The sequence below is a fragment of the Streptomyces sp. NPDC048277 genome, assembly GCF_040652235.1.
Taxonomy (GTDB): Bacteria; Actinomycetota; Actinomycetes; order Streptomycetales; family Streptomycetaceae; genus Streptomyces.
Map to the genome: position 1 here is coordinate 220384 of NZ_JBEZLQ010000005.1, position 18408 is coordinate 238791.

Annotated in this window: 17 protein-coding genes and 1 pseudogene; 15 read left to right on the forward strand and 3 right to left on the reverse strand. The window is 71.2% G+C overall.

Annotation, left to right across the window (positions count from 1 at the left end; genetic code table 11):
* The first annotated feature begins 4 nt into the window (after nt 1-4).
* The gene (locus AB0D85_RS13835; protein WP_362318544.1) at nt 5-655 is read left to right on the forward strand and encodes a DJ-1/PfpI family protein; all 651 of its coding nucleotides are present in this window, start codon (nt 5-7) and stop codon (nt 653-655) included.
* On the opposite strand, the gene AB0D85_RS13840 is transcribed toward AB0D85_RS13835, so the two are convergent.
* On the reverse strand, nt 627-1382 hold the full coding sequence (locus AB0D85_RS13840; protein ID WP_362318548.1) for an enoyl-CoA hydratase/isomerase family protein: 756 nt from the start codon (nt 1380-1382) through the stop codon (nt 627-629). The two genes, AB0D85_RS13835 and AB0D85_RS13840, sit on opposite strands and share 29 nt — an antisense overlap.
* A 257-nt stretch (nt 1383-1639) precedes the next feature.
* Between AB0D85_RS13840 and AB0D85_RS13845 the strand changes: the two genes are divergently transcribed.
* Nucleotides 1640-2134: an ATP-binding protein gene (locus AB0D85_RS13845; protein ID WP_362319250.1), complete on the forward strand. Its 495-nt coding sequence runs from the start codon at nt 1640-1642 to the stop codon at nt 2132-2134.
* Nucleotides 2135-2152: 18 nt separating this feature from the next.
* On the opposite strand, the gene idi is transcribed toward AB0D85_RS13845, so the two are convergent.
* The gene (gene idi, locus AB0D85_RS13850) at nt 2153-2746 is read right to left on the reverse strand and encodes an isopentenyl-diphosphate Delta-isomerase (RefSeq protein ID WP_362318551.1); all 594 of its coding nucleotides are present in this window, start codon (nt 2744-2746) and stop codon (nt 2153-2155) included.
* Between the two features lie 205 nt (nt 2747-2951).
* Nucleotides 2952-3893 (reverse strand): cation diffusion facilitator family transporter, encoded by a 942-nt coding sequence (locus tag AB0D85_RS13855; protein ID WP_362318554.1) that lies wholly within the window; start codon nt 3891-3893, stop codon nt 2952-2954.
* A gap of 436 nt (nt 3894-4329) precedes the next feature.
* On the opposite strand from AB0D85_RS13855, the gene AB0D85_RS13860 reads away from it, so the two are divergent.
* The 13 genes and pseudogenes from AB0D85_RS13860 (at nt 4330) to shc (ending at nt 18408) form a co-directional block, all read left to right on the forward strand.
* Nucleotides 4330-6087, forward strand: a complete 1758-nt coding sequence (locus AB0D85_RS13860) for a DUF5941 domain-containing protein (RefSeq protein ID WP_362318557.1) — start codon at nt 4330-4332, stop codon at nt 6085-6087.
* The gene (locus tag AB0D85_RS13865) at nt 6084-6836 is read left to right on the forward strand and encodes a phosphocholine cytidylyltransferase family protein (RefSeq protein ID WP_362318560.1); all 753 of its coding nucleotides are present in this window, start codon (nt 6084-6086) and stop codon (nt 6834-6836) included. The genes AB0D85_RS13860 and AB0D85_RS13865 overlap by 4 nt, the downstream gene beginning before the upstream one ends.
* Complete coding sequence (locus AB0D85_RS13870) at nt 6824-7885, forward strand: iron-containing alcohol dehydrogenase family protein (protein WP_362318563.1); 1062 nt, start codon at nt 6824-6826, stop codon at nt 7883-7885. The genes AB0D85_RS13865 and AB0D85_RS13870 overlap by 13 nt, the downstream gene beginning before the upstream one ends.
* A 13-nt stretch (nt 7886-7898) precedes the next feature.
* Entirely contained in the window at nt 7899-8642 is a 744-nt protein-coding gene (locus tag AB0D85_RS13875; RefSeq protein ID WP_362318566.1) for a CDP-alcohol phosphatidyltransferase family protein, read from the forward strand.
* A complete protein-coding gene (locus AB0D85_RS13880; RefSeq protein WP_362318569.1) occupies nt 8639-9523 on the forward strand; it encodes a glycosyltransferase in 885 nt (294 codons plus the stop codon). The genes AB0D85_RS13875 and AB0D85_RS13880 overlap by 4 nt, the downstream gene beginning before the upstream one ends.
* 164 nt (nt 9524-9687) lie before the next feature.
* Nucleotides 9688-10617 (forward strand): ABC transporter permease, encoded by a 930-nt coding sequence (locus AB0D85_RS13885; RefSeq protein WP_362318572.1) that lies wholly within the window; start codon nt 9688-9690, stop codon nt 10615-10617.
* Nucleotides 10618-10624: 7 nt separating this feature from the next.
* Entirely contained in the window at nt 10625-11398 is a 774-nt protein-coding gene (locus AB0D85_RS13890) for an ABC transporter ATP-binding protein (RefSeq protein ID WP_362319253.1), read from the forward strand.
* A 357-nt stretch (nt 11399-11755) separates the two neighbouring features.
* A complete protein-coding gene (gene hpnC, locus AB0D85_RS13895; RefSeq protein WP_362318575.1) occupies nt 11756-12658 on the forward strand; it encodes a squalene synthase HpnC in 903 nt (300 codons plus the stop codon).
* On the forward strand, nt 12655-13608 hold the full coding sequence (gene hpnD / locus AB0D85_RS13900) for a presqualene diphosphate synthase HpnD (protein ID WP_362318578.1): 954 nt from the start codon (nt 12655-12657) through the stop codon (nt 13606-13608). Before hpnC ends, hpnD begins: the two co-directional genes overlap by 4 nt.
* Nucleotides 13608-13685, forward strand: a pseudogene (locus AB0D85_RS13905) (DUF6380 family protein); the annotation flags it as partial. The gene hpnD and the pseudogene AB0D85_RS13905, both read left to right, overlap by 1 nt.
* Entirely contained in the window at nt 13664-15166 is a 1503-nt protein-coding gene (hpnE, locus tag AB0D85_RS13910) for a hydroxysqualene dehydroxylase HpnE (RefSeq protein ID WP_362318582.1), read from the forward strand. The pseudogene AB0D85_RS13905 and the gene hpnE, both read left to right, overlap by 22 nt.
* A gap of 68 nt (nt 15167-15234) precedes the next feature.
* Nucleotides 15235-16299 carry a polyprenyl synthetase family protein gene (locus AB0D85_RS13915; RefSeq protein WP_362319256.1) on the forward strand — a complete coding sequence of 355 codons (1065 nt, stop codon included), beginning with the start codon at nt 15235-15237 and terminating at the stop codon, nt 16297-16299.
* A 117-nt stretch (nt 16300-16416) separates the two neighbouring features.
* Nucleotides 16417-18408, forward strand: a complete 1992-nt coding sequence (shc, locus tag AB0D85_RS13920; protein WP_362318585.1) for a squalene--hopene cyclase — start codon at nt 16417-16419, stop codon at nt 18406-18408.

An 18408-nucleotide genomic window follows, 5' to 3' on the forward strand; every position in this document is an offset into this window, starting at 1 on the left:
AGCCATGCAGATCGCGATCGTCCTCTACGACCGTTTCACCGCCCTCGACGCCGTGGGGCCGTACGAGACCCTGGGCCGACTCCCGGACTCCGAGGTCGTCTTCGTCGCCGAGCGGACCGGTCCCGTCCGCACCGACAGCGGGCACCTCGCCCTGGTCGCCGACCGGACCCTGGCCGAGGTGCCGGGCCCCGATGTCGTGGTCGTCCCGGGCGGCCCCGGGCAGACCCCGCAGATGGCGAACCGGGCGCTCCTCGACTGGATCCGCGCCGCCGACGCCACCAGCACCTGGACGACGTCCGTGTGCACCGGCTCCCTGCTGCTCGCCGCCGCCGGCCTGCTCGAAGGGCGCCGCGCCACCTCGCACTGGCTGGCCCTCGACGAACTGCGCGAGTACGGCGTCGAGGCGACGGGGGAGCGGGTGGTGACCGACGGCAAGTACGTCACCGCGGCCGGTGTCTCCTCCGGCATCGACATGGGGCTCGCCCTGCTCGGCCGGATCTCCGGAGACGTCGTCGCCCAGGCGGTACAGCTCGGGATCGAGTACGACCCGCAGCCGCCCTACGACGCGGGGTCCCCGCAGAAGGCGCCCGCCGAGGTCGTCGAACTGCTCCGCTCGAGGAGCCGGTTCATCCTCGGCCGGGAACGGACCATGTGAACCGCGGCCGGCGGCGCTCCAGGAACGCGGCGACGCCCTCGGCGGTGTCGCCGCTGCCGCGGGCCTGCTCGGTCCAGTGGTCGTCGCGGTCGGTGCGGCCGTTCGCGAACTCCTTCGCGGCGGCCTGCGTCAGCTGGGAGCGCTCGACCAGGATCCGGGTGAACTCGGCCACCCGCTTGTCCAGTTCGCCCTCGGGCAGCACCTCGTCGACCAGACCGGTCCGCAGGGCCCGCTCGGCGTCGATCAACTCGCCCGAGAAGAGCAGGTACTTGGTGGTGGCCGGGCCGACGAGGGAGACCAGGCGGCGGGTGGCGGAGGCCGGGTAGACGATGCCGAGCCTGGCCGGTGTCACCCCGAACAGCGCGCCCTCCTCGGCGAACCGCAGATCGCAGGCGGCGGCGAGCTGTGATCCGCCGCCGACGCAGTGACCGCGCACCGCCGCCAGGGTCGGCTTCGGGAACGCGGCGAGCGCCTCCTCGGCGGCGGCCGCGAGGCTCTGCGCGTCGGCGGGGGAGCCCTGGAGGGTGGAGATGTCGGCGCCGGCACAGAACGTGGCGCCTTCGCCGGTGAGGACCAGGGCCCGTACGGCGGGGTCGGCCGACAGACCGTCGAGGAGGGGCGGAAGGGCTCGCCACATCTCCGCGGTCATCGCGTTGCGTTTGGCCGGGTTGCCGATGACCACGGTGGCAACGGCGTCTTTGACCTGATGGTCGAGGCGGGGCTCCATGTGCGGGATGGTAGCGACGCCCGTACCGCGGGGTTCTCGTCGCGTCCCCCGGAAAGTTCTCATACCCGTACAACCCGAATAGTTCGCGAAGTCGGCTTTCGGCTGATCAGGAGCGGTCTCGCAACTGACGTTGTGATACGCCGGCGGTCAGATCCGTTCGATAGTTGCTGACTTCTGGTCAGTCATCCGGAGGGGAGCAGGTCGTTACCAACACTCGACGTGTGGTGACAATCGAGCGCGAGGGTGGCGACCGGACGATGGAGAACCACGGGCGTGGGCACGACCCGCGTCCAGAGGCGGGCGGCGCTCCGCCGCCGGATCCGCTGCCGTACGAAGGAGTCTGGCGGTTCACCGCCGCCGCCGTGGACGCCTCGGTCCCGCAGGCGCGCCGCGCCGTACGGGACCTGCTGCAGCGCCAGGGCGTCCCGGTCTCGGACGATCTGGTGCACGGGCTGTTGCTGATCGTCTCCGAACTGGTCACCAACGCGGTCAAGCACGCGGCGCTGCTGTCGCCGATGCTCGCCGTCGAGGTCGCCGTCGGCGCCGAGTGGGTGCGGGTGTCGGTGGAGGACAACCACCCCTACCGCCCGACCGCCCTGGAGGCCGACCACGGCCGGCTCGGCGGCCGGGGGCTGCTGCTGGTCCGGGAGGTGGCCCGGGAGGCGGGCGGAGTCGTGGACGTGGAGCACACGTCGAGCGGCGGCAAGGTGATCTGGGCCGCCCTGCCGCTCAAACCCGCGGCGCTGTCGTGAGGGGCCGCGCGAGGCCTCTCACCAGCCCGCGGACGGGCCCGTCAGCTCCCTGACCGCGGGGCGGGCCGCGTCCAGCACGGTCATGAACCAGGACGAGAAGGTGTCCCGGGCGTGTCGCTCGGCCAGCTCGGCGGCCGTCACGAAGGCGGTCGCCTCCACCTCGTCCGCGTCCGGTGCGACCGGCGCCTGCACCATGCCGACGAACAGGTGGTTGAACTCCTGCTCGACCAGTCCGGAGGCCGGGTCCGGGTGGTTGTAGCGGACCGTGCCCGCCTCGGCGAGCAGCGACGGGGAGACCCCCAGCTCCTCGAAGGTCCGGCGGGCCGCCGCCGCGAAGGGGGCCTCACCGGGGTAGGGGTGGCCGCAGCAGGTGTTGGACCACACACCGGGCGAATGGTACTTGCCCAGCGCCCGTTGCTGGAGCAGGAGTCTGCCGTGTTCGTCGAAGAGGAAGACGGAGAACGCGCGGTGCAGCTGCCCGGGGGGCTGATGCGCGGCCAGCTTCTCCGCGGTGCCGATGGTCACACCCTTCTCGTCGACGAGCTCGAGCAAAATCGCGTCTGCGGTGCCCTCCGACGTGCTGTTCGTCGCGGTGGCAGGTGTGATCGGCATACCCATCCTTCGCCTCGGTCTTCGCACCCCAAGTCTGCCGTACGAATCCGACACTCCCGGCACTTCCCGGCACGGGCACGCCGGAAGGGGGACCCGGTACTTGATCGTGCCCTACGGGTGTGACCGGGAACCGTCCGGGGGCCTCGAACACAAGGACGCCGGGGGAGTCCGGACCGCTGCGTTCCGGGGCACGGGCCCGGTGCGCTCAGTGGCAGAGCCGGGCCTCGTGCTCCGCGTGTCCGCTGGGCTCCAGCTGGAAGGTGCAGTGCTCCACGTCGAAGTGGTGCCCCAGGCAGCCCTGCAGCTCGTGCAGCATCTTCTCGTGGCCGATGGCGTTCAGCACGTCCGAGCGGACCACCACGTGCGCCGACAGCACCGGCATCCCCGAGGTGATCGTCCAGGCGTGCAGATCGTGGACGTCCTCGACGCCGTCCAGCGCCAGGATGTGGGTCCGCACCTCCGCCATGTCGACGTCCTTGGGCGCCGACTCCAGCAGCACGTCCAGGGTCTCCCGCAGCAGCTTCAGCGTCCTCGGCACGATCATCAGGCCGATGACCAGCGAGGCGATCGGGTCGGCCGCCTGCCAGCCGGTGGTCAGGATCACCACGGCCGAGATCAGCACGGCCAGTGAGCCCAGCGCGTCGGCCGCCACCTCCAGGAAGGCGCCGCGCACGTTCAGGCTCTCCGACTGGCCGCGCACCAGCAGCGTGAGCGAGATCATGTTGGCGACCAGGCCGATCAGACCGAACACGATCATCAGACCGCCCTCGGTGTCCGCGGGCGTGAGGAACCGCTGGACCGCCTCGTACAGCACATAGCCGCCGACACCGAGCAGCAGCAGGCAGTTGGCCATGGCGGCGAGGATCTCGGCGCGGGCGTAGCCGAAGGTGCGGTTGGTGCTGGGCGGGCGGTTGGCGAAGTGGATCGCCAGCAGGGCCATACCGAGGCCCAGCGCGTCCGTCGCCATGTGTGCCGCGTCCGCGATCAGCGCGAGCGAGTCGGCCAGCAGTCCGCCTGCGATCTCGACCACCATCACGCCGAGGGTGATGGCGAGCGCCACCCGCAGCCGGCCGCGGTACGCCGCCGCGGCCGTGCCGGTGGCCGGCGCGTGGGTGTGCGCATGGCCGTGGTCGTGCCCAGCCCCCATGGGAGCGCCTCCTTCTGTTCCGCCCGGGATCACAGTGAACTACGGGTGGGGGGTATCCGGCAACGCGGCACTGAACACCGTTGTCATGTGCCCTGACCTGCAGAAACGAATCCCAGGTCAGGCCACCCTCAGTTACCCCGCGTGAGTGGACGCGCATCCCGGGTGGTCGGTCGGCGGCCGTCGGGCCGTACCGTTCCGTGTCCCCAATGCCCGTTCTGTGAGCGCGGTTTGTGGGCCGGGGCCCGGATCGCGGATGATGATCTCGGCAAAGGCCAAGACAGAGCGGGTCGACCGTGCCGTGAACGGCCGGTGAACAAGGAATCCTCACCATCCGCTAACCTCTGCCGAATGCCGCCCGGGGGCCACCAGGCACACCGCGCCCCACCACGCAGGAGAAACCGGCGCCCCGTGCGCCGTACCCAGGGAGTGAGTTCGGTTGTCGACCGCCATCGTCACCGGTCAGCCGGTCCCCGGATCGTCACTGGAGAGCGATCTGCGGGCGCTCGGCTTCGAGGTGCTCACGGCACCCGACGCCGCGGGCACCGAGAACCTCCTCGCGGCCGTACCCGCCGACCGGCGCGTTGCCGTCGTCGACGCCCGCTTCGTCGGCCACCTCCACGCCCTGCGCCTCGGCCTGACCGACCCGCGCTTCCCGCTCGCCGCGATCCCCGGCGCCGTCACCGCCCAGCCGGCCGGCCGCCAGGCCCTGAGCCGGGCGCTGGCCCGGGAGGCCTCCACGGGCGGCGGCACCGACCTCGCGGTCGACGGCCTCGTCACCGCCCTGGACGCCGACGTCCACCGCCCCGAGCTGGGCAGTCTCGTCGCCGCCGTCCCCGCCGACCCGCAGGCCCGCAACGAGGCGCGGCAGGCGATCGCCGCCGTGGACGACGAGGCCGTACGCCTGAAGTCGGCCGTGAAGTCCCGCGACGGCTTCTTCACCACCTTCTTCATCAGCCCGTACTCGCGCTACCTCGCCCGCTGGTGCGCCCGGCGCGGACTGACCCCCAACCAGGTCACCACCGCCTCCCTGCTCACCGCCCTGATCGCGGCGGGCTGCGCGGCCACGGGCACCCGGATCGGCTTCGTCGCCGCGGGCGCCCTGCTGATCTGCTCGTTCGTCCTGGACTGCACCGACGGACAGCTCGCCCGCTACTCCCTGCAGTACTCCACGCTCGGCGCCTGGCTGGACGCCACCTTCGACCGGGCCAAGGAGTACGCCTACTACGCCGGCCTCGCCCTGGGTGCCGCCCGCGGCGGTGACGACGTCTGGGCGCTGGCCCTGGGCGCGATGATCCTGCAGACCTGCCGGCATGTGGTCGACTTCTCCTTCAACGAGGCCAACCACGACGCCACCGCCAACACCAGCCCCACCGCCGCGCTCTCCGACAGGCTCGACAGCGTCGGCTGGACGGTCTGGGTGCGCCGGATGATAGTCCTGCCCATCGGCGAACGGTGGGCGCTGATAGCCGTCCTGACGGCGGTCACGACCCCGCGGATCACCTTCTACGTGCTCCTGATCGGCTGCGCCCTCGCCGCGACGTACACCACGGCGGGGCGGGTCCTGCGGTCGCTGACCCGGAAGGCCAGGCGGACGGACCGGGCGGCGAAGGCGCTGGCGGACCTGGCCGACAACGGTCCTCTCGCCGGACTGGTGTCCCGCGCTCCCTTCGGCTCCCCCCTCCTGGTCGCAGCCGCCGGAGTGGCGGTTCTCACCGTCTCCCTCTTCTCCGGTGCGACCTGGGCGCCGGTCGTGGGTGCCCTCGTCTACGCCCTCGCCTCCGGCCAGGCCCTGGCCCGCCCCCTCAAGGGCGCCCTCGACTGGCTGGTCCCGCCGCTCTTCCGCGCCGCCGAATACGGCACCGTCCTCGTCCTAGCAAGCAAAGCCGGGGTAAACGGAGCCCTTCCAGCGGCTTTCGGTCTGGTGGCCGCCGTCGCCTACCATCACTACGACACGGTGTACCGCATCCGCGGCGACGCCGGGGCGCCGCCGGCCTGGCTGGTGCGCGCCATCGGGGGGCAGGAAGGGCGAACGCTGCTGGTCACCCTGCTGGCCGCGGTGCTCGCCGCCACGCAGTTCAAGGTCGCGCTCACGGTCCTCGCCGTGGCCGTGGCCGGGCTGGTGCTCGTCGAGAGCATCCGCTTCTGGGTGTCCGCAGGGGCGCCCGCCGTACACGATGAAGGAGAACCCGCATGATCGGCCTTGTGCTGGCGGCCGGCGCCGGACGGCGTCTGCGCCCCTACACCGACAGCCTGCCCAAGGCGCTGGTGCCGGTGGGGCCCGCGGGCATAGAGGACTCGATCACCGTTCTCGACCTGACCCTCGGCAACTTCGCCGAGATCGGCCTGACCGAGGTCGCGATCATCGTCGGCTACCGCAAGGAGGCCGTCTACGAACGCCAGGCGGCCCTGGAGGCCAAGTACGGCCTCAAGCTCACCCTCATCGACAACGACAAGGCCGAGGAGTGGAACAACGCCTACTCCCTGTGGTGCGGCCGTGACGCCCTCAAGGACGGCGTGATCCTCGCCAACGGCGACACCGTGCACCCGGTCTCCGTCGAGAAGACCCTGCTCGCCGCCCGCGGCGACGGCAAGAAGATCATCCTCGCGCTCGACACCGTGAAGTCCCTCGCGGACGAGGAGATGAAGGTCGTCGTCGGCGACGGCAAGGGCATGACGAAGATCACCAAGCTGATGGACCCCGCCGAGGCCACCGGCGAGTACATCGGCGTCACCCTCATCGAGGGCGACGCGGCCCCCGAGCTCGCCGACGCGCTGAAGACGGTCTGGGAGACCGACCCGCAGCAGTTCTACGAGCACGGCTACCAGGAGCTCGTCAACCGCGGCTTCCGGATCGACGTCGCGCCCATCGGCGACGTCCCGTGGGTCGAGATCGACAACCACGACGATCTCGCCAGGGGACGGGAGATCGCGTGCCAGTACTGACCCGGCTGATCCCCTCGCCGGTCGTCGTCGACATCCGCCCGGGTGCCCTCGACGACCTCGCGAGCGTGCTCGCCGACGAACGCATCTCGCACTCCGGCCGGCTCGCCGTCGCCGTCAGCGGCGGCTCCGGCTCCAGGCTGCGCGACCGCGTCTCGCCGAGTCTGCCCGGCGCCACCTGGTACGAGGTCGGCGGCGGCACCCTCGACGACGCGATCCGGCTGGCCGGCGACATCAAGGCCGGCCACTACGACGCGGTCGTCGGCCTCGGCGGCGGCAAGATCATCGACTGTGCCAAGTTCGCGGCGGCCCGGGTGGGCCTGCCGCTGGTCGCCGTGCCGACGAACCTCGCCCACGACGGCCTGTGCTCGCCGGTCGCCACCCTCGACAACGACGCGGGCCGCGGCTCCTACGGCGTACCGAACCCGATCGCGGTCGTCATCGACCTCGACGTCATCCGCGAGGCCCCGGCGCGCTTCGTGCGCTCGGGCATCGGCGACGCCGTCTCCAACATCTCGGCGATCGCGGACTGGGAGCTGTCCCACCGCGTCAACGGCGAGAAGATCGACGGTCTGGCGGCCGCCATGGCCCGGCAGGCCGGCGAGGCGGTGCTGCGCCACCCCGGCGGCATCGGGGACAACGACTTCCTCCAGGTGCTCGCCGAGGCGCTCGTGCTCAGCGGTATCGCCATGTCGGTGTCGGGCGACTCCCGCCCGTCCTCCGGCGCCTGTCACGAGATCAACCACGCCTTCGACCTGCTGTTCCCGAGGCGTGCCGCCAGCCATGGCGAGCAGTGCGGACTCGGCGCGGCCTTCGCGATGTACCTGCGCGGAGCCCACGAGGAGTCCGCGTTCATGGCCGATGTGCTGCGCCGGCACGGACTGCCGGTGCTGCCGGAGGAGATCGGCTTCACCGTGGACGAGTTCGTCCGGGTCGTCGAGTTCGCCCCGGAGACCCGGCCCGGCCGCTACACCATCCTCGAACACCTCGACCTCAAGACCCACCAGATCAAGGACTTCTACGTCGACTATGTCAAGGCCATCGGTAGCTGAACTCCGTCCGGTCGTGCACCCCGCAGGGGTCAAGGACCGGCGCAGCGGTGAGCACTGGATGGGACGCCTCTACATGCGTGAGGTGTCCCTGCGGGTAGACCGCTACCTGGTGAACACCAGGGTCACGCCCAACCAGCTCACGTACTTGATGACCGTATTCGGCGTGCTCGCCTGCCCGGCCCTGCTGGTGCCGGGCGTCTGGGGCGCTGTGCTCGGTGTGGTGTGCGTCCAGATGTACCTGCTCCTCGACTGCGTCGACGGCGAGGTCGCCCGCTGGAAGCAGCAGTACTCCCTCGGCGGGGTCTACCTCGACCGGGTCGGCGCGTACCTCACCGACGCGGCCGTCCTGGTCGGGCTCGGGCTGCGCGCCGCCGACCTGTTCGGCAGCGGCCGTATCGACTGGCTGTGGGCCTTCCTCGGCACCCTGGCCGCGCTCGGCGCGATCCTGATCAAGGCCGAGACCGACCTGGTCGGCGTGGCCCGCCACCAGGCCGGTCTGCCGGTGGTCAAGGAGGCCGCCGCCGAGATGCGTTCCTCCGGGATGGCGCTGGCCCGCCGGGCCGCCGCCCTGTTCCGGTTCCACCGGCTGATCCTCGGCATCGAGGCCTCGCTGCTGATCCTGCTGCTCGCCGTCGCCGACCACTTCCACGGCGACCTCTTCTGGACCCGCCTCGGCACCGCCGTGCTCGCCGGTATCGCGCTGCTGCAGACCCTGCTGCACCTCGTCTCCGTGCTCGCGTCGAGCAGGCTGCGGTGAGCGCCGGACTGAAGGTCGGCGCGGTCGTCATCACCATGGGCAACCGCCCCGACGAACTGCGTGCCCTCCTCGACTCGGTCGCCAAGCAGGACGGCGAGCGGGTCGAGGTGGTCGTCGTCGGCAACGGCTCGCCCGTCCCGGACGTCCCCGAGGGCGTCCGCACCCTGGAGCTGCCCGAGAACCTCGGCATCCCCGGCGGCCGCAACGTCGGCATAGAGGCCTTCGGCCCCAGCGGCCGCGATGTCGACATATTGCTCTTCCTCGACGACGACGGCCTGCTCCCCGAGCACGACACCGCCGAGCTGTGCCGCCAGGCCTTCGCCGCCGACCCGGAGCTCGGCATCATCAGCTTCCGCATCGCCGACCCGGACACCGGCGTCACCCAGCGCCGGCACGTGCCGCGGCTCCGCGCCTCCGACCCGATGCGCTCCTCCCGGGTGACCACCTTCCTCGGCGGCGCCAACGCCGTCCGCACCCAGGTCCTCGCCGAGGTCGGCGGCCTGCCGGACGAGTTCTTCTACGCCCATGAGGAGACCGACCTGGCCTGGCGCGCCCTGGACGCCGGCTGGATGATCGACTACCGCTCCGACATGGTGCTGTTCCACCCCACGACCGCCCCCTCCCGGCACGCGGTCTACCACCGGATGGTCGCGCGCAACCGGGTCTGGCTGGCCCGCCGCAACCTGCCCGCCCCGCTGGTCCCCGTCTACCTCGGGGTGTGGCTGCTGCTGACCCTGGTGCGCCGCCCCTCCCGCCCGGCCCTGCACGCCTGGTTCGCCGGCTTCCGCGAGGGCTGGACCACCCCGTGCGGAGCCCGCCGCCCCATGCGCTGGCGGACCGTGTGGAAGCTCACGCGACTGGGCCGTCCCCCGGTGATCTGACAAGCTCGAAGGCGTGTGGCCGCGCGCCGAGGCGCGCGGCGGACCCCCGAGAACGTATCCCGCGGCGGATACGTGTCACGCCCTGTAGCACAATTCCGTAAGACGATCGCAAGACGAACGTAAGACGAATCCGAAGACGGATCCGAAGACGAAGGCTTTCACCCTTGAGTGAGACAACGCATGACGGCAGGGTCGCGGTGAGCGCGGTGCCGTCACCCGACGAGGGACTCACGGCGCCGCAGCTGGCCGCCAAGTACGGGCTCGCGGTGAGCGGCGCCCGGCCCTCGCTCGTCGAGTACGTACGCCAGCTCTGGGGGCGGCGCCACTTCATCCTGGCCTTCTCCCAGGCCAAGCTCACGGCCCAGTACAGCCAGGCCAAGCTCGGCCAGCTGTGGCAGGTGGCCACACCGCTGCTGAATGCGGCCGTGTACTACTTCATCTTCGGTGTCATCCTGCACGCCAGCCGCGGCATGTCCCAGGACGTGTACATCCCGTTCCTGGTCACCGGCGTCTTCACCTTCACCTTCACGCAGAGCTCGATCATGACGGGCGTCCGCGCGATCGCCGGCAACCTCGGCCTGGTGCGCGCGCTGCACTTCCCGCGCGCCTCGCTGCCGATCTCCTTCGCGCTGCAGCAGCTCCAGCAGCTGCTGTTCTCGATGATCGTCATGGTCGCCGTGGTGGTCGGGTTCGGCAGCCGCCCGGGCCTGTCCTGGGCGCTGGTCGTGCCGATCCTGTTCCTGCTGTTCCTGTTCAACACCGGGCTGGCCCTGATCGTGGCCAGGATGGGCGCCAAGACGCCGGACCTCGCCCAGCTGCTGCCGTTCATCCTGCGCACCTGGATGTACATGTCCGGCGTGATGTTCTCGATCTCCAAGATGATGGAGGGCCGGCCGGAGTGGGCCCGTCTGCTCCTCCAGATGAACCCGGCCACGGTCTACATGGACCTGATGCGCTTCGCCCTCATCGACGGCTACGGCGCCTCGAACCTCCCGCCGCACGTCTGGGCCGTCGCCCTGTCCTGGGCCGTGGTCGTGTTCGCCGGCGGTTTCGTGTACTTCTGGAAGGCTGAGGAGCGGTACGGCCGTGGCTGAGCAGACCATGCAGACCATGGGGGAGCGGATCCCCACCGTCATCGCGGAGGACGTGCACATCGTCTACCGCGTCCACGGCGCCAAGGGCGGCAAGGGCAGCGCGACGTCCGCCCTCAGCCGTATCGTCAGGCGCGGCGACGAGCGGGGTGTGCGCAAGGTGCACGCGGTCCGCGGGGTCTCCTTCGTCGCCTACCGCGGCGAGGCCGTCGGCCTGATCGGCTCCAACGGCTCCGGCAAGTCCACCCTGCTGCGCGCCATCGCCGGCCTGCTGCCCGCCGAGAAGGGCCGGGTCTTCACCAACGGCCAGCCCTCGCTGCTCGGTGTCAACGCGGCCCTGATGAACGACCTCACGGGCGAGCGGAACGTCATCCTGGGCGGCCTCGCCATGGGAATGACCCGTGAGGAGATCAAGGACCGCTACCACGAGATCGTCGACTTCTCGGGGATCAACGACAAGGGCGACTTCATCACCCTCCCCATGCGCACCTACTCCTCCGGTATGGCCGCCCGGCTCCGCTTCTCCATCGCGGCCGCCAAGGACCACGACGTCCTCATGATCGACGAGGCGCTGGCCACCGGTGACGCGGCCTTCCGCAAGCGCTCCGAGGACCGGATCCGCGCACTGCGCGAGCACGCGGGCACCGTCTTCCTGGTCAGCCACAACAACAAGTCGATCCGCGACACCTGCGACCGCGTCCTGTGGCTGGAGCGCGGCGAGCTGCGCATGGACGGCCCGACCGAAGAGGTGCTCAAGGAGTACGAGAAGTTCACGGGCAAGTAGCCGTTTCCAGCCGGGCCCCGCCGGAACCTTTTCGGTGGGGCCCCGCGTCTGCAAAGGAAACGTCAACTCCGGCTCGCCTTAGGAATCTTGACGCCAATCGGTGTGTTGTTGTGATCTGCGGGACACCCCGACGAACCTCGATGCGTTGTACAACGTAAGCTGTACCGGTCCCGGAAAGCGGCAAGTGGGGCGATACTGCGCGACACCCTCCGCCGGGCCGCCCGTGGATTGCTGGGCGGCGTGTCCGAAATAGTGTGTATTGGGTCGGCAGTGTAGAACGGGAGATGTGACGGCAATGGCTACGGAAACTCCCCAGCTCAACGCAGGCCGCGCCGTCCCCGCCCCGGGCAGCGAACGGTGACGGCGACCACCTCGGCGCGCACCGGAGACCCGGAGCGAGGCACCCTGGACAAGGCCGCGGACGAGAACTTCCCCGTGGCCCCCTTCTTCCTGCCGAAGGCCTGGCGCGACGACCTGATGGCCGTGTACGGCTTCGCCCGCCTCGTCGACGACATCGGCGACGGCGACCTGGCCCCCGGCGGCGCCGACGCCCGGCTGCTCGGGGTGTCCGACGCGGAGGCCGAGGACCGCCTGGTCCTCCTCGACGCGTTCGAGGACGACCTGCGCCGCGTCTTCGACGCCACCCCGCACCACCCCCTGCTGCGCCGCCTGCAGCCCACGGTCCGCCGCCGGGCGCTGACCCCCGAACCCTTCCTCGGCCTGATCGCCGCCAACCGCCAGGACCAGCTCGTCAAGCGCTACGAGACCTACGACGACCTCCTCGCCTACTGCGAGCTGTCCGCCAACCCCGTCGGCCGCCTGGTCCTCGCCGTCACCGGCACCTCGACCCCCGAGCGGATCCGTCTCTCCGACGCGATCTGCACGGCGCTCCAGATCGTCGAACACCTCCAGGACGTGACCGAGGACCTCGGCCGCGACCGGATCTATCTGCCCGCCGAGGACATGAAGCGCTTTCACGTCCAGGAGGCGGATCTCGCCGGGAAAACCGCGGGCGCTTCGGTGCGTGCACTGGTTGCATATGAAGCACAACGAGCACGGGATCTCCTGAATGAAGGCGCCCCCCTGGTGGGTAGCGTCCACGGCAGGTTGAAGCTGCTGCTCGCGGGGTTCGTGGCGGGGGGAAGGGCGGCGATCGCTGCGATCGCCGCCGCCGAATACGACGTACTTCCAGGCCCGCCCAAGCCCGGCAAGGGCCGGTTGCTGCGTGAGGTGGGCGTGACTCTGCGAGGAGAGGGGTGATCCGGACCGTGGACTCTCCCACACACGTGTCCGCACCGGTACTCGCCGCCTACAGCTACTGCGAGACCGTCACCGGACAGCAGGCACGGAACTTCGCCTACGGCATCAGGCTGCTGCCGGCGTCCAAGCGGCGCGCCATGTCGGCGCTCTACGCCTTCTCCCGGCGCGTCGACGACATCGGCGACGGCGTGCTGGCCGACGAGGTGAAGGTGGCCCGCCTGGAGGACACCCGGGCACTGCTCGCCCGGGTCCAGGAGGGCGCGGTCGCCGAGGACGACACCGACCCGGTCGCCGTCGCCCTCGCGCACGCCGCCCAGGCCTTCCCGATCCCGCTGGGCGGCCTGGACGAGCTGATCGACGGCGTGCTGATGGACGTACGCGGCGAGACCTACGAGACCTGGGACGACCTCAAGCTCTACTGCCGCTGTGTGGCCGGCGCCATCGGTCGGCTCTCGCTCGGCGTGTTCGGCACGGAACCGGGGGCGCGCGGCGCCGAGCGCGCGCCGGAGTATGCCGACACGCTCGGGCTCGCACTCCAGCTCACCAACATCCTCAGGGACGTCCGCGAGGACGCCGGGAACGGCCGCACCTATCTCCCCGCCGACGACCTCGCCAAGTTCGGCTGCTCGGCCGGGTTCCACGGGCCGACCCCGCCGGAGGGCTCCGACTTCGCGGGCCTGGTGCACTTCGAAGTACGGCGCGCCCGTGCCCTTTTCGCCGAGGGCTACCGGCTGCTGCCCATGCTCGACCGGCGCAGCGGTGCCTGTGTCGCCGCGATGGCCGGCATCTACCGCCGGCTGCTCGACCGCATCGAGCGCGAACCGGAGGCGGTGCTGCGCGGCCGGGTCTCGCTGCCCGGACGCGAGAAGGCGTACGTCGCCGTGCGCGGCCTGTCCGGGATCGACACCCGGCGGCACACCACCCGGCTGACCGTCAGGAGGCGCGCCTGATGGACAAAGTGGGCCAAGGTGACTCCACCGGAGAAAAACGGCAGGCAACCCTCCGGTGCGACGCGGCGTCCCTGACTGCGACAGCCCACCGTGCCCCGTCCGACCGGCACCGCGGGCAGGCAGGGGAGGGCGCACGATGACCGACGGCACGCGATCCGGGCAGGCCCAGGACGACATCCCGTCCAAGGGCACCGCCGTCGTGATCGGCGGCGGACTCGCCGGTATCACGGCCGCGCTCGCGCTCGCCGACGCGGGCGTCCGTGTCACCCTTCTCGAAGGCAGGCCGAGGCTCGGCGGGCTCGCCTTCTCCTTCCAGCGCGGCGAACTGACCGTCGACAACGGCCAGCACGTGTACCTGCGTTGCTGCACCGCCTACCGCTGGTTCCTCGACCGCATCGAGGGCACGGCGCTGGCACCGCTGCAGGACCGCCTCGACGTGCCCGTGCTCGACCTCGACAAGCCCGAGGGGCGGCGCCTGGGCAGGCTCCGGCGCGACCCGCTGCCCGTGCCCCTGCATCTGGGGCGCAGCCTGGCCGCCTATCCGCACCTCTCGCTCGCCGAGCGGGCCAAGGTGGGGCGTGCCGCGCTCGCGCTCAAGGGGCTCGACCTCGCCGATCCGAGCCTGGACGCACAGGACTTCGGCAGCTGGCTGGCCGCCCACGGCCAGTCGGCGCGTGCCGTCGAGGCCCTGTGGGACCTGGTCGGGGTCGCCACCCTCAACGCGCTCGCGGGCGACGCCTCGCTGGGGCTCGCCGCGATGGTGTTCAAGACCGGTCTGCTGTCCGACCCGGGCGCGGCCGACATCGGCTGGGCCCATGTGCCGCTGGGCGAACTGCACGACCGGCTCGCCCGCAAGGCACTCGACTCCGCGGGCGTGCGTACCGAGGTCCGTACACGCGTCACCTCCGTCTCCACTAACGAGAACGGGGGCTGGAGCGTTCAGGTTCCCGGCGAGACGCTCACCGCGGACGCGGTCGTGCTCGCCGTCGCCCAGCGCGAGGCCTACGACCTGCTGCCCGCCGGTGCCCTCGACGCCCCGGAGAACCTGCTGGAGATCGGCACCGCGCCGATCCTCAACGTCCATGTGGTCTACGACCGTACGGTGCTCACCAAGCCGTTCTTCGCGGCCCTGGGCACCCCGGTCCAGTGGGTGTTCGACCGCACCCACGCCTCGGGACTGCGCGAGGGCCAGTACCTCGCGCTGTCCCAGTCGGCGGCCCAGGACGAGATCGACACCCCCGTGGCCGAGCTGCGCGAGCGGTATCTGCCCGAGCTGGATCGACTGCTGCCCGGCGCGCGCGGCGCCGGGGTGAAGGACTTCTTCGTGACCCGGGAGCGCACCGCGACGTTCGCCCCCACCCCCGGCGTCGGGCGGCTGCGGCCCGGCGCCCGCACCAAGTCACCCGGCCTCTACCTGGCCGGAGCGTGGACCGCCACAGGGTGGCCCGCGACCATGGAGAGTGCGGTCCGCAGCGGTGTCTGTGCGGCCGATGCCGCGTTGAGCACTCTGGGCCGGCCCCGCCCCCGCCACCTCTTCGAGTTCGAGGAGGCGGCGTGACGCTCGATCAGCAGGCGGCAGGCCTTCGCACCCCCGGCACCGCAACAAGAGGAGAAACTGTGCCCACTGTGCCCCCGGCCGAGTCGGCCGCTCGAGAGAACGCAGTGGACGTGACCGCGCTCCTGGAGCGCGGCCGGACCCTTGCCACACCGGTACTGCGGGCGGCCGTCGACCGTCTGGTGCCCCCCATGGACACCGTGGCCGCCTACCACTTCGGCTGGATCGACGCCGAGGGCAACCCCGCCGACGGCGACGGCGGCAAGGCCGTACGCCCCGCGCTCGCGGTCCTGTCGGCCGAGGTCACCGGCGCCGCACCCGAGGTCGGCATCCCCGGCGCCGTCGCCGTCGAACTCGTGCACAACTTCTCCCTGCTGCACGACGACCTGATGGACGGCGACGAGCAGCGCCGCCACCGTGACACGGTCTGGAAGGTACACGGCCCCGCCCAGGCCATCCTGGTCGGTGACGCCCTGTTCGCCCTCGCCAACGAGATCCTCCTTGAACTCGGCACCGTCGAGGCCGGGCGGGCCACCCGGCGGCTCACCACCGCCAGCCGCGCCCTGATCGACGGCCAGGCCCAGGACATCTCCTACGAGCACCGCGACCGCGTCAGCGTCGAGGAGTGCCTGGAGATGGAGGGCAACAAGACCGGCGCCCTGCTCGCCGCCTCCAGCTCCATCGGCGCGGTGCTCGGCGGCGCCGACGACCGCACCGCCGACACCCTGGAGAAGTACGGCTACCACCTCGGCCTCGCCTTCCAGGCCGTCGACGACCTCCTCGGCATCTGGGGCGACCCGGACGCCACCGGCAAGCAGACCTGGAGCGACCTGCGCCAGCGCAAGAAGTCCCTGCCGGTCGTCGCCGCGCTCGCGGCGGGCGGGTCCGCCTCCGAGCGGCTCGGCGAGATCCTCGCCGCCGACGCCAAGAGCAGCGACTTCGAGAACTTCTCCGAGGAGGAGTTCGCCGCCCGCGCCGCCCTCATCGAGGAGGCCGGCGGCCGCGAGTGGACCGCCGAGGAGGCGCGCCGTCAGCACACCATCGCCATCGAGGCCCTGCACGCCGTCGACATGCCCGACCGGGTAAGGGCGCAGTTCACGGCGCTCGCGGACTTCGTCGTCGTACGAAAGAGATGATCACTATCGGTCGAATAGCCCTCGCGTAGTCGCCGGCCGGTGCGAGCGCGCAGCCAGCACCGGCCGACGGCGGACCCACAGCAGAACGACTACGTACGACTGCACGAAGGGGAAGCCATGACAGCGACGACCGACGGAAGCACCGGGGCCACCGTTCCGCCCCGGGCCGACTCGGCCACAACCGACCTCACCACCCCCGTGGCGGCCGGGGTACCGGAAGCCGCCGAACGCGCCGTACGGCGCGCCACCGACCATCTGCTCGCGCAGCAGGACGCGCAGGGCTGGTGGAAGGGCGACCTGGAGACCAACGTCACCATGGACGCCGAAGACCTGCTGCTCCGTCAGTTCCTGGGAACCCTCGACGAGTCGACGACGACCGCCGCCGCCCTCTTCATCCGCGGCGAGCAGCGCGAGGACGGCACCTGGGCCACGTTCTACGGCGGGCCGGGCGAACTCTCCACCACCATCGAGGCCTACGTCGCCCTGCGGCTGGCCGGGGACGCGCCGGACGCTCCCCACATGGCGAAGGCGTCGGCCTGGATCCGTGAGCGGGGCGGGATCGCCGCCTCCCGGGTGTTCACCCGGATCTGGCTGGCCATGTTCGGCTGGTGGAAGTGGGAGGACCTGCCCGAACTCCCGCCGGAACTCCTGTACTTCCCCAAGTGGTTCCCGCTCAGCATCTACAACTTCGGCCAGTGGGCCCGGCAGACGATCGTGCCGCTCACCGTCGTCTCGGCCAAGCGCCCGGTGCGCCCCGCGCCCTTCCCGCTCGACGAACTCCACACCGACCCGGCCAACCCCAACCCCCCGCAGCCCCTTGCCCCGGTGGCCAGTTGGGAGGGCCTCTTCCAGCGGCTCGACAAGGTCGTCCGCGGCTACCGCAAGGTCGCGCTGCGCAGGCTGCGTGGCTCCGCCCTGAACTCCGCCGCCCGCTGGATCGTCGAGCGCCAGGAGAACGACGGCGCCTGGGGCGGTATCCAGCCCCCCGCCGTGTACTCGGTGATCGCCCTGTACCTGCTCGGCTACGACCTCGAACACCCCGTGATGCGCGCCGGGTTGGAGTCGCTGGATCGTTACGCCGTATGGCGCGAGGACGGCGCCCGGATGATCGAGGCCTGCCAGTCGCCCGTCTGGGACACCTGCCTCGCGACCATCGCGCTCGCCGACGCCGGCCTGCCCGCCGACCACCCGCAACTCGTCAGGGCCGCCGACTGGATGCTCGGCGAACAGATCGTCCGGCGCGGCGACTGGGCCGTGAAGCGCCCCCAGCTCCCGCCGGGCGGCTGGGCGTTCGAGTTCCACAACGACAACTACCCCGACATCGACGACACCGCCGAGGTCGTCCTCGCGCTGCGCCGGGTCAGGCACCACGACCCCGAGCGCATGGAGAAGGCCATCGGACGCGGGGTGCGCTGGAACCTCGGCATGCAGTCGAAGAACGGCGCGTGGGGCGCCTTCGACGTCGACAACACCAGCCCGTTCCCCAACCGGCTGCCGTTCTGCGACTTCGGCGAGGTCATCGACCCGCCCTCGGCCGACGTCACCGCGCACGTCGTGGAGATGCTCGCCTTCGAGGGCATGTCCCACGACCCGCGCACCCGGCGCGGCATCGAGTGGCTGCTCGCCGAACAGGAGCCCGACGGCTCGTGGTTCGGCCGCTGGGGCGTCAACTACGTCTACGGCACCGGCTCCGTGGTACCCGCACTGACCGCGGCCGGCCTGCCCGCCTCGCATCCGGCGATCCGGCGCGCGGTGACCTGGCTGGGGAACGTCCAGAACGACGACGGCGGCTGGGGCGAGGACCTGCGCTCCTACAAGCACGTCGGCGAATGGAGCGGGCGGGGCGCCTCCACCGCCTCCCAGACGGCCTGGGCGCTGATGGCGCTGCTCGCGGCGGGGGAGAAGGACTCCAAGGCCGTCGAGCGGGGCGTGCAGTGGCTCGCCGAGACGCAGGCCGAGGACGGCTCCTGGGACGAGCCGTACTTCACCGGCACCGGCTTCCCCTGGGACTTCTCCATCAACTACCACCTCTACCGGCAGGTCTTCCCGCTCACCGCGCTCGGCCGCTACGTCCACGGCGAGCCGTCCCCCCAGGCCGAGAGGAGCTGA